The organism is Streptococcus oralis Uo5, from assembly GCF_000253155.1.
Taxonomy (GTDB): Bacteria; Bacillota; Bacilli; order Lactobacillales; family Streptococcaceae; genus Streptococcus; species Streptococcus oralis_L.
In genome coordinates this window covers 996,302-1,011,994 of the sequence record NC_015291.1, presented here as the reverse complement: position 1 = coordinate 1,011,994, position 15,693 = coordinate 996,302, and the positions used below count along the sequence as shown (strand labels likewise).

At 34.6% G+C, this 15,693-nt stretch carries 22 protein-coding genes; all 22 read left to right on the top strand.

Features of this window, described 5'->3' with window-relative positions:
- The first annotated feature begins 12 nt into the window (after window positions 1-12).
- The 22 genes from SOR_RS05075 (at window position 13) to SOR_RS04980 (ending at window position 15,276) form a co-directional block, all read left to right on the top strand.
- The gene (locus tag SOR_RS05075; protein ID WP_000668465.1) at window positions 13-819 is read left to right on the top strand and encodes an alpha/beta hydrolase; all 807 of its coding nucleotides are present in this window, start codon (window positions 13-15) and stop codon (window positions 817-819) included.
- An 11-nt stretch (window positions 820-830) separates the two neighbouring features.
- The gene (locus SOR_RS10270) at window positions 831-959 is read left to right on the top strand and encodes a hypothetical protein (RefSeq protein WP_000900071.1); all 129 of its coding nucleotides are present in this window, start codon (window positions 831-833) and stop codon (window positions 957-959) included.
- A 74-nt stretch (window positions 960-1,033) separates the two neighbouring features.
- The gene (locus SOR_RS05070) at window positions 1,034-1,444 is read left to right on the top strand and encodes a DUF7668 domain-containing protein (protein WP_000510789.1); all 411 of its coding nucleotides are present in this window, start codon (window positions 1,034-1,036) and stop codon (window positions 1,442-1,444) included.
- Window positions 1,445-1,777: 333 nt separating this feature from the next.
- The gene (locus SOR_RS05065) at window positions 1,778-2,395 is read left to right on the top strand and encodes an SAP domain-containing protein (RefSeq protein WP_000573121.1); all 618 of its coding nucleotides are present in this window, start codon (window positions 1,778-1,780) and stop codon (window positions 2,393-2,395) included.
- 174 nt (window positions 2,396-2,569) lie between these two features.
- A complete protein-coding gene (locus SOR_RS05060) occupies window positions 2,570-2,959 on the top strand; it encodes a DUF7668 domain-containing protein (protein ID WP_000419017.1) in 390 nt (129 codons plus the stop codon).
- 234 nt (window positions 2,960-3,193) lie between these two features.
- On the top strand, window positions 3,194-3,862 hold the full coding sequence (locus SOR_RS05055; protein WP_000760102.1) for a hypothetical protein: 669 nt from the start codon (window positions 3,194-3,196) through the stop codon (window positions 3,860-3,862).
- A 148-nt stretch (window positions 3,863-4,010) separates the two neighbouring features.
- Window positions 4,011-4,667 carry a DUF443 domain-containing protein gene (locus SOR_RS05050; RefSeq protein ID WP_000248458.1) on the top strand — a complete coding sequence of 219 codons (657 nt, stop codon included), beginning with the start codon at window positions 4,011-4,013 and terminating at the stop codon, window positions 4,665-4,667.
- Between the two features lie 65 nt (window positions 4,668-4,732).
- Window positions 4,733-5,389, top strand: coding sequence for a DUF443 domain-containing protein (locus SOR_RS05045; RefSeq protein WP_000405223.1), 657 nt, complete (start codon window positions 4,733-4,735; stop codon window positions 5,387-5,389).
- A 42-nt stretch (window positions 5,390-5,431) separates the two neighbouring features.
- Window positions 5,432-6,088 carry a DUF443 domain-containing protein gene (locus tag SOR_RS05040; protein WP_000248556.1) on the top strand — a complete coding sequence of 219 codons (657 nt, stop codon included), beginning with the start codon at window positions 5,432-5,434 and terminating at the stop codon, window positions 6,086-6,088.
- 42 nt (window positions 6,089-6,130) lie between these two features.
- Complete coding sequence (locus SOR_RS05035; RefSeq protein WP_000420677.1) at window positions 6,131-6,787, top strand: DUF443 domain-containing protein; 657 nt, start codon at window positions 6,131-6,133, stop codon at window positions 6,785-6,787.
- Window positions 6,788-6,887: 100 nt separating this feature from the next.
- Window positions 6,888-7,370, top strand: coding sequence for a DUF443 domain-containing protein (locus tag SOR_RS05030; RefSeq protein ID WP_232501611.1), 483 nt, complete (start codon window positions 6,888-6,890; stop codon window positions 7,368-7,370).
- A complete protein-coding gene (locus SOR_RS10340; protein ID WP_013670223.1) occupies window positions 7,360-7,506 on the top strand; it encodes a hypothetical protein in 147 nt (48 codons plus the stop codon). Before SOR_RS05030 ends, SOR_RS10340 begins: the two co-directional genes overlap by 11 nt.
- Before the next feature lie 56 nt (window positions 7,507-7,562).
- A complete protein-coding gene (locus SOR_RS05025) occupies window positions 7,563-8,009 on the top strand; it encodes a hypothetical protein (RefSeq protein WP_013670222.1) in 447 nt (148 codons plus the stop codon).
- A gap of 2 nt (window positions 8,010-8,011) precedes the next feature.
- Entirely contained in the window at window positions 8,012-8,761 is a 750-nt protein-coding gene (locus tag SOR_RS05020) for a hypothetical protein (protein ID WP_001108324.1), read from the top strand.
- 51 nt (window positions 8,762-8,812) lie between these two features.
- The gene (locus SOR_RS05015) at window positions 8,813-9,175 is read left to right on the top strand and encodes a hypothetical protein (RefSeq protein ID WP_000841303.1); all 363 of its coding nucleotides are present in this window, start codon (window positions 8,813-8,815) and stop codon (window positions 9,173-9,175) included.
- Between the two features lie 180 nt (window positions 9,176-9,355).
- Entirely contained in the window at window positions 9,356-10,237 is an 882-nt protein-coding gene (locus SOR_RS05010) for a diacylglycerol/lipid kinase family protein (RefSeq protein WP_000710095.1), read from the top strand.
- A gap of 63 nt (window positions 10,238-10,300) precedes the next feature.
- On the top strand, window positions 10,301-10,792 hold the full coding sequence (locus SOR_RS05005) for a hypothetical protein (protein WP_001086577.1): 492 nt from the start codon (window positions 10,301-10,303) through the stop codon (window positions 10,790-10,792).
- Window positions 10,793-10,970: 178 nt separating this feature from the next.
- Complete coding sequence (locus SOR_RS05000; RefSeq protein WP_000423953.1) at window positions 10,971-12,710, top strand: glycoside hydrolase family 13 protein; 1,740 nt, start codon at window positions 10,971-10,973, stop codon at window positions 12,708-12,710.
- A 155-nt stretch (window positions 12,711-12,865) separates the two neighbouring features.
- Entirely contained in the window at window positions 12,866-13,741 is an 876-nt protein-coding gene (locus SOR_RS04995) for a DUF4300 family protein (RefSeq protein WP_000831838.1), read from the top strand.
- A gap of 21 nt (window positions 13,742-13,762) precedes the next feature.
- Complete coding sequence (locus SOR_RS04990; RefSeq protein WP_000859476.1) at window positions 13,763-13,945, top strand: hypothetical protein; 183 nt, start codon at window positions 13,763-13,765, stop codon at window positions 13,943-13,945.
- A gap of 91 nt (window positions 13,946-14,036) precedes the next feature.
- Window positions 14,037-14,543: a YfbM family protein gene (locus SOR_RS04985; RefSeq protein ID WP_000525336.1), complete on the top strand. Its 507-nt coding sequence runs from the start codon at window positions 14,037-14,039 to the stop codon at window positions 14,541-14,543.
- Window positions 14,544-14,721: 178 nt separating this feature from the next.
- Complete coding sequence (locus tag SOR_RS04980) at window positions 14,722-15,276, top strand: hypothetical protein (RefSeq protein WP_000532577.1); 555 nt, start codon at window positions 14,722-14,724, stop codon at window positions 15,274-15,276.
- Window positions 15,277-15,693 lie beyond the last annotated feature (417 nt).

Genomic DNA, 15,693 nt, shown 5'->3' with positions numbered 1-15,693 from the left:
AGGAGTTTAAACATGAAATTCCATGAATTTGGTGATAAGAATTTGCCTCCTATTTTACTAATACATGGTGGTGGCAGTTCTTGGTGGAATTATCTTCGTCAAGCACGAATCTTGTCAAAAGAATACCGTATTATTCTACCAACTTTGAATGGCCACGGCGAGGAATATCAACTTGATTATGTTTCTACTGAAGATTCTGCTTTGGAGATTCTAGACTATATCAAAGCAAACTGTGGTGGGAAATTGTTTGCAATCGGTGGTGTTTCACTTGGTGGTCAAATTGCCATTGAGCTTTTGTCTTTAGACAGTGAAATTGCTGAGAAGGCCATCATAGATGGAAGCCTCTGCATTCCTCAACCAAGGTTAGCTAAAATCAGCATCTTTCTAGTGTCTCTATTTGGTAAACTGATGTTCAATAAATTCTCTTGCAAACTTCACTTAAGCATGATGAACAAACTCTATCCTAAACTGGCTTATCCAGAGGAAATAAAAGCTTATTATTTGGAGGATTTGCCAAGGACCCCTGTCAAAACATTGGTGACCATTTACAAAAATTATATGGGATGTTACAAGCTGAAAGATATGATTTCTGCTAGCAAGGCTCAGGTTCTGTATATCTATGGTGAAAAAGAATTGAACTGTGTGAAAGAATCAGCGAAATTATTTCATCAGCTACATTCAAATACAATTTTGTATGAAGCAAAGGGCTATAACCACGGCTATTTATCAGCTTACCTGCCTTATGAGTGGATTGATTTGGTGGTGCCCTTTTTAAAGAGTGACTCATTAGAAATGTGTAACGAATCTGATATGCCATAAGGAGGAAACGGATGCTAGGAGCAATAGTTGGAGATATTGTAGGTTCAGTTTACGAATGGAACAATATCAAAACGAAGGATTTTCCTTTATTTTGTGATGATTGTTTTTTCACGGATGATACGGTAAGTCCGAACCACTGAGTGTGTGAGTTTGTTAGTGAAACATTTTTAATATTTATAAGATTTAAAGTTGATTACAAAAAGGGAGTATTATCATGGGAATATTCGATGATTTTGAGTACAAAGAAAACTACCTAGATGAAGAAAAAGTAATTGAAATACTTAAAAAGATTTTAAGAGCAATTCATCTAAATAATTATAGAGATATTTTGGATTGTGTTGATGGTTCAGAAGTTGATGATGTAAGAGAGTTACTTGAATATATTGACGATTCATTACAATTAAATGATTTTGATAAAATTGATGAATATGGTGTAGATTGTAATTTCCATCCGAATTATGAGTACTCCCAACTACAAGTTTATGAATTTAATGATCAAACTGGCTTTGTTGTTGAATATGAGATGACCTCCGATTCTGAATTAGTAGATTTAACCCTACAATTAGAATTTTTATACAATAATGATGGTTACAAAATAACTTCTATAGATGTTGATCCTGGATAAACCGCACTTAATTATCTTCGTTATATAATAAATGCGTATATTAAGGCTAGATAATTTGATTGTAAGTTGCTTAAAATATCGGTTAGTTTTTCAAATATTGGGAAAATGAAAGATGTATCTATTGGAATTGTACCAAAATGATTATTCTAAAGATTTTGTCGTGTTTGATTCTTTAGAAGATGGAAAAGACTTTGTTTCTCACTGATGATACGGCAAGTCCGAACCGCTGAGTGTGTAAGTTTGTTAGTGAAACGTTGCTAATCCTCAAAATAAAGAAACTAAAACTCCATTATTTTGAGATGAAAACCTAAACTGACTTTAAGGAGTGTTATATTGATAGAAAGCAGACCTGAGTTTGATAAAATCACATCCTTTGATGAATTTAATAAATACTATTGGTATCGTGATGAACTTTCACAGATATGCCAGTCATTAGGACTTGAAAATAGAGGTACAAAACAAGAACTCAATGATATTATTGAGCAGTACTTCAATGGGAATTTGATTAAAAAATCATCAGTAAAAAGGAAAAAGAAACGAGTAGAAGTCGTTACTTTAGATACGCCCTTACTTGAATGTGGATTCTCCTTTAATGCAAACTTTAGAGAATATTTCTCAACTTTAACAGGTGTTTCGCCCTTTAAATTTACTGCTAATATGGCCACCGCTTGGAGAAAAGTAAAAAAAGTAAATGATTTGAATTTTACAATCCAAGACATGCTAAAAGTTTATGATGGAAATTCAGATTATGCCAAGTATGATCATTCGGTTTGTCAATGGAACCAATTTTTAAAGGACTTCTGTGCAGACGAAAATAGTCGTAACTACTCAAACAAGTTAAAAGTAGCTTCTATTCTTTGGAAAGAAGTTAGAAATTCGAGTAATGAAAAAATTTATTCAAAGAATCTTTCGACTGAATATGCTGATAGAATAAAAGAGTATAGGAAGTAGAAAAGTTAGTCTAAACCAATAGTTCACAAGGAGGAATGCCATGCTAGGAGCAATTATTGGAGATAAGGAAAAGGCCTATTCCTATCTAGACGAGCCGTTAAAGAATGTCATTGAACGATGGGATCTTTTCTTAGCAGGAAAATGATGGTTTAGTTAAGTAGAAAGGTGGCATCTATGGAATTAATTGATAAGTATAAAAAAGAAAAGGTTATAGACGTTATCACAAATATTTTAAAGGCTATTCACCTGAAAAAATATGAAGACATTATGAACTATGTCGATGAGTCAGAGATTGACGATTTAAACGAATTCTTTAGTTATGTTGAAAAGACATTAGAATTGAATGATTTTGACACGATTGATGAGTATGGTGTGGAGTGTCATTTCAATCCGCCTTATGAGTACTCTCAATTGGAAATTTATGATTATGATGACCAGACTGGGTTTGCTGTTGATTATGATTTGACTTCAAATTCTGAATTAGTAGATATGAGATTGCAAATAGAGTTTCTATATACCGATAGTGGCTATACAGTAAGATTTCTTAATGTCGATCCTGGTTAGGAGAAGTTTAACAAGCAATATCCTTAATACACTATTTATACAGGCATTTAAGATTTTCTTGAATGTCTTTTTTCTACAAGAGTAAGGTCAAAGCTTTTAAACTATCAAGTTTTCCTATCAATAGGTCAATTGTCTTTAAATGCATTTTATGAATGAATCTAAATGGTTATAGAAAGTCATTTTCAGCGTGTTCATGCTATAATAGTTTTAGACTTTTTATTTTTGGAGATATAAATGAAAAAATATAAGCATTTATTATGGCTTTCTGCCTTGATCATCATACTGATATCACTATTTTCACTGAATGGGTGTAGTTTGGGTGGTGAGACCATTCCCAAAAACAGAACAAAAGAACAGTACGAATTTGAAAAAACGTTTGAACCTATGTTTAAATTTTTAGAACAAGACAAGAAAGATTTTACGGGATTAAAGGCATACACTAGTAGAATTTATATAAAAAATCAAGATGAAGTTAAAAAATACGAAGTGGATTTAGATATCACTCAAGCTGATATTAAAGGTGATTATACAATAACAATTGGGGAGAATAACGAAACTGTTCCGGTTACATATTCTAATGGGAAGTTAAATTATGGGTCGGAGGTAACTCCTTTATATGATGAAGAAATTCTTAATCTAGTGGTACAAAGAGATTTCTTTACTTCTCTAGATGTAAAGGAGACTTTTAAGAGTGCAGAAACAGAACTTCGTGAGATTGTATATCAGCCAGAAAATAACTCTGACCTCTATAAACATCTAAAAAGCAAATATGATTTACCAGAGGAAACAACATGTATAGTATTAGTAAATTATTCCAGCTCAACTATATATAGAGTAACTATTCAACTAAAATCTAATCAAAAGATTGTGCAAATTAGTAGTGTTATTTTTGAAAAAGAATGAGGTGTTCATGAACGAAATTGAAAAAAGCAACCGCCGAGTCGAAGTGTCTGCAGTATTATCGAAAGTAGTGTTGAATTGGAAATGAAATATTGTAAAGTGTTTGCGAAATTGAATCAAGATTTGTTAAATCAATTCAGAAAGTGTTTGGGTGGTAAATGTGGAATTAAAATTTAAATATTCGAATATAGCAGTTTTTAGAATCGTTGAGTTTAAGAATAAAAGTTATATATTAGATCCTACCACTATAAAAGGCAAATCCTATTTCTTCGGTTCACTTCCGAAAGAGGTTACCGCTGAAATGGTTGAGCTATCTCCATCTAATGATAGTTTTAGAATAAAATCGAAGACACCAATAGGCGCATCTACTGCTCTAGTTATCATGATTCAGCCACTTGTTGGCATCTCTCATACGCTGATGAAAGATGCCTTTATTAGCTGGGGAATCAATCAGCAAATTTTAATGAAAGTAGTGTTATTTGCTTTCTCTGTATTTTTGTCTTATCTTATGGCTGTCTTTTATGAAAAAAGTGCGGTAAGAAAGTTTGAATCAAGAGTTCCCCAAAATAGTAAACGTCGTCGACTTGTTTTTGAACCCAAAGGTAAACGAATAATTGATTGGTTGTTTTTCACACTTGGAATTAACATTATATGTTTGGCATTTTTTATAGGACTTGACAGTGGTTATGAAAGTGCTATATTGGTTATAAATGGCATAATTTCGTGGTGGTCCTTTGTACTATTAAGAATGCCACAAATCCCAGACTACTATAAAACACTAACATTAACTGAAATTGAAGAGCTATAAATATAGAGTGCCGAGAAGTTGGAAATAGTATTGATTCAGGTATTAAATCAATTCGGGAGGTAATTTTGGAAATTAATGTTAAAGAAACGAAGTATTTTTGTCATCAACTTGTAGAACTAAATGGGAAAAAATATATATTAGATGCAAGTTCAATGACTCCCAAGTTCTACTATTGGGGTGTTCCAACGGACGAATTAACGGTTGAGATGACGGAACTTAACAGTGAGGATATCAATTTTAGTACCCCGATTAATAAGTTTAAAGCTTCATATGTGGCAATCATGGTTCAACCACTTGTATGGATTGTTTATTCTTTACTTAAAACTTTTTTTAAAGAGTACAATATTAGCCAACAGATAATTTTAAAATTAGTAGTATTTTGCGTATCTATACTGTTCCCTTACTTGATTTTTTATTTTACAAGAGAGAAAGAACGTAATAATGTTAAAGCTTTACTGCCTTCTTCTAGTAGAAAATATGAGATGATTTTTAAACCAGTATCTGCAAGAAGACAAGTTTTTGATGCCTATATTTTTACTGTTCCTATAATAGCTTGTTTGGCACTTTATTTGTCTATTAATGATGGAGGAGAAGGTATTGTTCTCGTTATCAATAGTATTGTCTCATTTTTTCTTCTATCATTTTTATTTGGAAAGATTCCCATTCTTTCCGCTTATAAGATTAGAAACGTCACATTTGAAGGAATTAGAGAAATTAAATAAGGCCTTTGATTCAGGTAGTAAATCAATTTAGAAAGTGTTTGGGTGGTAAATGTGAAAATTAATTTTAGAGGATTAGATGTTGCTTATTTTGATGTGTTAGAGATGGGAGAGAAAAAGTACGTTCTTGATTCCAACTCTACAACACCAAAGAGTTATTATTGGGGACTTTCCCCTGAAACCCTTGAAGTTGATTTGATAGAACTTGATAGTCAGAATAAAAATTTTGATAAGAAAATTAAGATGGGACCCTCAGGAATGCGTATGGTATCTATTGGTTTTGGTCTTCTTTCGTATGAAGTAGTAACATCAATTTTTAGATATTATGATATTAGTCATAATCTATATTTAAAAGTATCTTTATTTCTCATATCTATTTTGGTAGCCTATATTGTCTATCAAGGTATTTTAATCAAATCAAGGAAGGAGATTTCAAGTCGTTTATCGCAGGAAAAGAAGAGGTTTAAAATAGTCTTTCAGAATAATAAGAAAAAAAGACAATTCCATGCCTATCTATTTCTCATTTTACATACAATTGCTTTCTCTATTTATATGGGACAAGATAATGGAACAGAAGCTGCAATTCTAGTGTTGAATGGTTTGTTGGCCTATCTATTTATTTGGATTGAATCTGGCGTTATTCCATTGACTTATGCTTATCAAAAGAAATACCTAGAATTTAAAGAACTGAAAAAGCCATAATGTAACTTATAACGAAATTCAGAAAGTGTTTGGGGGATAATTTTGGAATTAAAATTTAAAAATTCAAGCATGATGTGCTTTCAAATTGTTCAGATAGATAAAGAATCGAAGAAGTATGTCATGGATACAAGTACTATAAGGCCCAAGAGCTACTATTGGGGATTAAAATCAGATACGATTACAGTGAACATGGTAGAGATTGAAAAGAATAATAACCAGTTTGCAATTAAACCTAGAAGACCTGTAAATGCGACAATGGTGGCCATTATCGTTCAACCAATCGTCAAGGTTAGCTATGATGCGCTGAAAAAATTTTTTATTCACAATAATATTAGCGAGCAAATATTATTAAAGTTATTACTCTTTGCAATTTCTATGCTGATTTCTTATTTTGCAATTCTGATTTCATTAAAGTTATCCCATAATAAAGCAGATAAATGGATTCCTCAAAACAGCAATAAATACACAGTGACCTTTACAACTATTAAAAAAAGTAACGGAGGAGTATATCCTTTGGTTGGAGCAATTGCCCTTTGTTTACTTTTCTTTCTTGGTTTGAATAATGGAACAGAAGGGGCTTTTTTGGTAATCAATGGAATCATATCGTTATTCTTTTTCATGTTTACTCTAGGAAGTTTTCCAATCGCTCATCCATACAAGCATGGTCAAATTGAGGTTGAAAAGATTGAGAAAATATAGAATAAATGATATTGGAAATAGTATCGATTCAGGTATTAAATCAATTCAGAAAGTGTTTGGGTGTTGAATGATGCATTTAAAGTTTAAGAATGCTAATACGATGGCGTATAGCATTGTAGAAATAGAAAATAAAAAGTATCTTATGGACTTAGGTTCAATGAAAGGGAAACGCTATTTTCTCGGATTGATGCCTAACTCAATCACTCTTGATATGATTGAGTTAACTCCCTCTGATGATAGTTTTGAAATTAAGTCTAAACCAAAGATAGGAACAACTACTATATCTATTATGGTACAACCATTTGTAGCTCTACTATATAGAGCTATGGAATCAGCTTTTATTAGTATGGGATTGAGTCAACAGATATTTATGAAGAGTATACTATTTTTCTTGTCTATGATTCTTGCATACTTAGGAGCTGTTTATTATGAAAAAAATTCTCGACATAATGCATTATCAAGAATACCAGAGAAAAGCAAACGTTATAGAGTCAAGTTTAAACCAAATGGTAAAAGAAATCCTGTATTATTGTTCGGCTTTTTATTGAATATTATTTGTTTTGGTATTTTTTATGGGCATTAATGATGGTGCTGAAGGAGCAGTTTTAGTTATAAATGGATTGCTATCAACATTTTTCTTTTTTATAGCTAGAATGCCGACAATTAGTTCTTCATGTAGGAACAAGGAATTAATACCAGTTGAAATAGAGGAAATCTAATAGTATAACTTCGAAAATAATAACATTTTTTGTGAATCTAGATAATAGGAGACATTATGTTTAAATCTAATAAATGGCTGTACTTTTTGTTATCCATTCCATTTCTGCTTCTTTTTTTAACATTTCTAAGTTATGGGAATTTTCTTCTTAACAATAACGGAAGATTTGTACATGAGCATGAAAAGACTATCAAGAGTGCGCTTATTACCTACCTGGAAGATGAGGAAAGACAATCTATAAAGTCTCTTAAAATTCTACCAAATACTGCTAGAGGAGGGTATGATAATGGTGGTGATGTGGGTGGAAGTTACCATATTCAATTTTCAGCCTATGTCAACGATAATCCTAACCAGTCTTTAAAAGCGGAGTTGTATTTTCCAGATGCGAGCATTTCACCTTTTACTTTGATCAAACCCGACCCTTTTAAAGATAAAAAGAAGATGTCACGATGGTTTATAGGTGAGATTGAGTTGTCAGACGACCCTTCTTGGAGAAAGGAGTAAAAATGAATTATTTAGAAATACGCAAGAAATATGGATTTTATAGAAAAGTCGTGATTGTTTTGGCTGTTATTCTCAGTCTTTTTGTAGCTTGGATGGTGAAAGATCGGACCAATCAAACCCTTTGTGTTTTATTCATAAGTGTACTCTTATTTCTTTTCATAGCACTAATCAGAAGAGGTTATTTAAGGAGTAGTACTAAGTTACTGCATATGGACTTAGATTTACTATCATGGCAGCAATACATTGAGTTGAAGAAAAGTGCAAAAAGAGCTATTATAAAAATGGATGCGACACTAACATCTGTTGGGTATTCCTATATGATTGGTGATTTCGATGCTGCCATTAAGGAGGCTTCTGAAGCAATGACTGATCAAAAACTGAAGCCGAAATATAGGGATTTCTTTGAGAGTTACCTCGTTCGCTCGACAGTTCTTGCAAATCCTAACCTGACCAGGGACCAGCTTAATCTTATACTAAACAAAATGTCCATATCAGATCTTTCTTTAGCCGAGAAAACAAAAAGCGTGAGTATCGCACTTTACGATTTAACAATTGCTCATCAATCCAATGATTACTTTGAAGACTTGGAAAACGAATTTAAATATCAACAATTGGAAATCATTTACTATCAAGCCTTGAACTCTAAATTAAAAGGAGATATGACTAGGGCGAATGAGTTGTTTAAGAAACTCGCTCAAGAAGATGAACAGCTCTATATCGTCCAGAAGTCTAAAGAATTTTTAAAAAGTTGAATCTATTAATTAGCGATGGATAAGTACAGAAAAGGATAAAAAAGATTAAGTGTGAAATCAAATAAATTATTGCTAATAAACGGAGTTATTTCTTTAATTGGAGCTTTAACGATTACTTACCTTTCTTCTAAAATGTGGAAATTTGAAATCATTTACTGGGTGATACCTAAGCTTGTTAGACTTTCTAGTTGGGATGGAATCTACTTTTCAACTTGTTTAATATTGCTGTTTTTTGGTTTTGTAGCATTCCTTCTTCATGATGAGGAATCAAAAGTCAATAAGAAGACTTATCAGTTTCTTTTGATTGCATCTATTATTGGTTTTATTCCGATATTAGCTGGATTTTCCAGTGTGTTCGCATTTGTTTCAGCTATTTTATACTTAATGGATTATATAAAATTGTCGAAAAAGTAAAGTAGCGGATTGCTAACAATAAGTATTTATTCTTGTTTAAGTTGAGGTTAGTGCTTGATACATTAACGTCTCTATTCTAGTTAATGGATTCGATTTTTCAAGCATTTGGATGGCGTTTACGTAACTCAAGTGATATAATTAGTTACTAGAATTTTTGTAACTATTAAAGGAGTATTATCAATGAAAAAAGCAATGTTAATTATCAACCCTACCTCTGGTGGGGAGAAGGCTTTGGATTATAAGGTCAAGCTGGAGAATAAAGCCAAAGATTATTTTGAGCATGTGGAAACCAAAATTACCGAAAAAGCGTTGGATGCAACACACTTTGCTGAGGAAGCGTCTCGTGAGCAGTACGATGCAGTGGTTGTTTTCGGTGGAGACGGGACTGTCAATGAAGTCATTTCGGGTATTGCTGAGAGAGACTACATTCCTAAGTTAGGGATTATCCCAGGCGGTACGGGTAACCTCATTACGAAACTGTTGGAAATCAATCAAGACATCGATGGTGCGATTGATGAACTCGATTTTAACTTAACCAACAAGATTGATATCGGTAAAGCAAATGATAACTATTTTGGTTATATCTTTAGTATCGGTTCTCTTCCAGAGGCGATTCACAATGTTGAAATCGAGGATAAGACAAAATTTGGTATCCTTGCCTATGCTGTAAATACCATGAAGTCTGTTATGACGGATCAGGTCTTTAACATTAAGGTCGAGACAGAAAATGGAAATTATGTTGGTGAAGCTAGTCATGTTTTGGTTCTCTTGACAAATTACTTCGCTGATAAGAAAATCTTTGAAGAAGATAAAGATGGCTATGCCAACATTTTGATTCTAAAAGATGCTTCTATATTCTCTAAATTATCTGTTATTCCTGACTTACTAAAAGGGGATGTTGTCGGCAATGATAATATTGAGTATATCAGAGCGCGTAATATTAAGATTTCTTCAGATAGTGAATTGGAGTCAGATGTTGACGGCGATAAATCGGATAACCTACCTGTTGAAATCAAAGTCCTAGCTCAGCGGGTAGAAGTATTTTCAAAACCGAAAGAGTAGAAAGTAAAAATTAGTTTATTTTTCACTGCGAAATCGAGTTTCATATCAATGATTGGAGGAGGAATGAATTCTCTATTTGATGAATTTCGAACAATTTGTTCTCATTTAAACCAAGTTGGAATCACACCGACGCTCATGGGGTCTTTGGGTTTTGAATACCGTTCAAATGAAGAATGGCAGCCGTCTGACATTGACATTCATGTGCCTGGTGACCCTAGAGGCTGGGAAGCACCCGATCATCTCAGAATTTATGACTGGGAGAAGATAATGAAAGTGATGAAAGGTTTAGGCTACGTTTTAATAGATATTCATGAGCATGAATTCCAAAAGGATGGTCTGAGTGTTGAGTTTGGAAGTATTGATTCTTTACCAGATTTTGCAGGGGTTTCGGAATCAGATATAGAGTTGATTCATCTCGAGGACATCACGTTTCGCGTTCCAAGTTTAGAACAGTATTTAAGTATTTATAAGTCTTCTTCCCAAGATTCCTATCGAAATAACCACAATAACAATAAGGATTTTAAAAAGATAGAGTGGCTGGAAAGACAGTTGTAAATCATCAATCAGAAAGTAGTAGGTATTAAGTCTTACTGCTTTTTTATATTCTCAAAAACAATTCACTCGAAACTACGGACAAGCCTTGCAAATAAAATACGAAAGTAGTATACTAGAATCACAATTATGAAAACGTTTGCGCCGCAAATGCAACCAAGTAAATCAGGAGACAAATACAATGGAATTAACAGCCATTTACCACAGACCAGAGTCGGAGTATGCTTATCTTTATAAAGACAAGACAATGCACATTCGTATCAGGACCAAGAAAGACGATATTAAAAGCATTAGCTTACATTATGGAGATCCTTTTATCTTTATAGAGGACCGTTATGAAGATAGTAAGGAGATGAGTAAAGTAACTTCTGATGCTTTGTTTGATTATTGGCAAGTGGAGATTTCAGTTGGCTATGCCCGACTCCAGTATCTCTTTGAACTTAAAGATAAGCAAGGTCAGAGTATTCTGTATGGTGATAAGGGATGTGTTGAAAACACACTAGAAAACCTTCATCATGAAGGAAATGGCTTTAAAATTTCTTATATCCATGAGATTGATGCTTGCCATGTTCCTGACTGGGTGGCCGATACAGTTTGGTATCAGATTTTCCCAGAACGTTTTGCTAATGGGAACCCTGAGATTTCACCTGAAGGTGCGCTAGCTTGGGATTCCTCTATCAAACCAAAGACGAGCGATTTCTTTGGAGGTGATTTACAAGGTGTTATTGACCATCTGGATTACTTGCAAGATTTGGGGATTACAGGACTTTATCTCTGTCCGATTTTTGAATCCCCAAGCAATCACAAGTACAATACGACGGATTATTTCGAAATTGACCGTCATTTTGGAGATAAGGAAACTTTCCGTAAACTGGTGGACCAAGCCCATCAGAGAGGCATGAAGATCATGCTGGACGCTGTTTTCAACCATATTGGGGACAAATCGCCACAATGGCAGGATGTTCTCAAACATGGTGAAGATTCTGTTTACAAAGACTGGTTCCATGTTCAAGAGTTCCCAGTGACCAAGGATAAGCTGGGAGATCCAAGAAAACTCCCTTATCATACCTTCGCTTTTGCCAGCTATATGCCCAAGCTCAATACGGCCAATCCTCAAGTGAGAGACTATTTGCTAAGCGTTGCGACCTACTGGATTGAAGAGTTTGATATCGATGCATGGCGCTTAGATGTGGCAAATGAAGTCGACCACCAATTTTGGCGAGATTTCCATAAGGCTGTCTTGGCTAAAAAGCCTGACCTTTATATTCTTGGAGAGGTCTGGCACACCTCCCAGCCCTGGCTAAATGGAGATGAATTCCACGCAGTCATGAACTATCCTCTCTCCGACAGCATCAAGGATTATTTCTTGCGAGGGGTTAAGAAGTCCCATCAATTCATCGATGAGATCAATAGCCAGTCTATGTACTACAGACAGCAGATTTCGGAAGTGATGTTTAATCTTCTAGATTCTCACGATACGGAACGCATTTTGGCAACAGCCAAAGGAGATGTTCAACTTGTTAAGTCTGCCCTCGCCTGCCTCTTTTTACAAAGAGGGACACCGTGTTTCTACTATGGAACTGAGTTGGAGTTAGGTGGAGGGCCAGACCCAGATTGTCGTCGTGTCATGCCTTGGGAACGTGTTTCTGATAGCAATGACATGCTTAATTTTATGAAGAAATTGATTCAGCTTCGCAAGAGTGTCTCAGATATAATCCAGCATGGGACCTATAGACTGAAAGAAATCAAGCCGAATGTGGTATCTCTGGCATGGGATTATGATGGACACAAAGTTCAAGCTATTTTTAACCAATCAAGTGAAAACTATCTTGTAGGTCGTGATACTATAGCGCTGGCCAGTCATTGCCAAGAATTGGACCAGCAACTGGTGATTTTGCCTAAAGGTTTCGTCATTCAATAAAAAATAGGATTAAAAAGACTGTAATGAATGGGTGATTCGTGCAGTCTTTTTTTGACTTATGTAGTATAATAAAGCTAGGTCACCGATTACTAGCTGAATGATTAGTGAATGCTATTTAAATGAAAAAGAGGCTTGTAGTCTAGAAGGAGAATTGCATGAAACGAACGAGAAAAGTAGTAGCCTTTGGACTGTGCTTGCCCTTATTATTTGGATTGGCTGCTTGTCACCAAAATAATACGAGCACTGAAGCTGGAAATCAGACACAAGCCAGCTCAGATAAAGTTCCTTGGACGGCTTCATATACCAATCTGAACAATCAGGTCAGTATCGAAGAGGTCAAATCTCTCTTATCAGCGCACTTGGATCCAAATAGTGTTGAGACATTTTTCAATCTTGTCACAGACTATAATGCGACTGTCGGCTCTACTGGCTTAAGTGGAAATTTTGCCTCCTTTACGAAGACAGAATACGATGTAGAGAAAATCAGCAGTCTCTGGAATCAAAAAAAGGGTGACTTTGTCGGGACCAACTGCCGTATCAATAGCTATGCGTTATTAAAAAATTCAGTCACGATCCCAAAACTTGAAAAGAATGACCAGCTACTTTTTGTGGATAACGATGCTATTGATAAGGGAAAAGTATTTGACGCGAAAGATAAGGAAGAGTTTGATATTCTATTTTCTAGGGTGGAGACGGAAGCGACAACGGATGTAAAAGTTCACGCGCAGAAGATGGAGAAATTCTTCTCCCAGTTTCAATTTAATGATAAAGCTCGGATGTTGTCTGTTGTGTTACATGATAATTTGGATGGAGAGTATCTTTTTGTTGGACACGTTGGTGTTTTAGTGCCAGCTGATGATGGTTTCTTATTTGTAGAGAAACTGACTTTTGAAGAGCCTTATCAAGCTATTAAGTTCGTGAGCAAGGAAGATTGTTACAAGTATCTATCCACCAAATATGCGGATTATACAGGTGATGGACTGGCCAAGCCTTTCATTATGGATAATGAAAAGTGGGTTGAAGGTTATTAAGATAGGCAAAGGAGAAGTAATATGAAGACAGTAATAGCGCTTTTAGTTCTCATTCTTATCGGATTCTGGGCTATAAACATTCTCAAGCCTCGTAAGTCAAATAAAAAGGGAAAATTTATAGGTTATACTCAGCGCTATGATATTGACGGAGAGGGATACCAGTCAGAAGTCTGGGAAGTGACAGAAGATGAGGATTTGAAATAAAGAGGAGAGTCCAAAAACAGTATTATGCCTTTTCAAGAAAGGTAACTAGTAAAATCAGTGCTATCCTAAGAAACGAATAGGAGGAAACATTATGGGAATGATTGCTAATTATCGATATCTATCTGAAAATGAATTAAGGCAAATAGTGCCAGATTCTCGTCAGGAAGAGGAAGTGCTTGACTTAGTAGAGGATTCTACTAAGGAAAATGAGACGTTGATAGATATTGACAAAATGTGGGACGCCATACTCTTTGTTATGACAGGCTTTAGTAGTTCAGAATTTATGGATGACGACCCCTTGAGAGAAGCTGTCTTGGGAGTGACTCCTTTAGAAAATGTATCGGAGTATATAGCCTATACTGAACACTCAAAGATAGCTGAGATTGTTCAAGCATTAGAGAATTTTGACATGGATAGGGCTCTGGCTGATTTTAGCATGGAAGCATGCAAGAAGGCAGATTTGTATCCCGATATTTGGGATTATCTTGAAGAAGAGGAAGAAATCAAGGATGATATTCGAACCTGTTTTGTAAAAATGAAGGACTTTTATAAGAAAATCTTAACTCTCAAAGGAAATGTCTTAGTAACTATTCGTTAACTACTTTTACCAACTGTTAGTCAGGTGCGTGATGAATGCACATGTAGAAAATCATACACCTGATGACTTGTCTGGTGAAGAAAATATTCCACAGTATAGTTGGACGGAATAGATAGAAATTGGTTATAGAATTTGTAAGCATAATAGATTTTAAGCTTTAAGATGGAGGACTAAAGAGATGGGAAGAATTGAATGGGAAAATGCCAAGACACGTTTAGATGCCTTACTTGTCATTGATGAGTATCGAACAGATCCAAATGAGACCTGGCTTCGATTGATCGTTAAGACTGAGGGAAGCTATGGGGCTCGTTACCTTATCGACAATGGCTCTGGTGATTCTCTAGATGTGATTTTGACTGATAAAATGATCCTCATAAAAGGTTTTGATCATGAAAGTAGTTTGAGTCAATTTGCTGCGAATGAGTGGAATCAAGACATCATAGACGGATTTTATAAAGGACTGGATGAAAAGTATCAAAACCTATACTCAGAAGAACAAAAAGATGAAACAACCTTCTTTATCTGGTATGATGGACAAGAGCATCAAAATACCTACCAAGATCAGGACGGTGGTGAATGGTTATTATCCTACTTCTTTGACAGTTTTGAGCGATTTCATGAGTTTGTGACGGATTACTATTCAATTACCGTAGATGAGGACTTACTTAGAAAACTTTACAATCAAGGACAGCTTTCAGAAGTAGAATTGGAGCAGTTGATTCCCACTTCCTAGCTGGAAATATTTATGAAATCTGATGAAAAGAATTGATTTTCAATATCAAGTTATACTTTAAGATTATTGAAGCAGCTAATGGTTGTAGTTTCTTTTTTCTTATGCAGATAACGATTTAAAACGATTTCTTTTTATTGTTGAAAGATATTTCGCGAACAAAAAACAAGATTATTAAAAAAAGTTTAACAAAATCCTTTACAAGCTCTTATAAACATGATATAGTTATAAGGCTTAGAAAATGAGATGATGTTTTCTAGCAAATATAAACCCGAGTAAAAAATGCCTACGGACAGGCAGGGTTGAATGCCGAAGCGTGGTTAAAAAGCCACATTATTGATAGGGTTAAAAGCCTACTTTTATAAGTTGATGTTAGGACGCTTGTCCTAATTCATAAATTTTAGTGTGGTGAAAGCACAC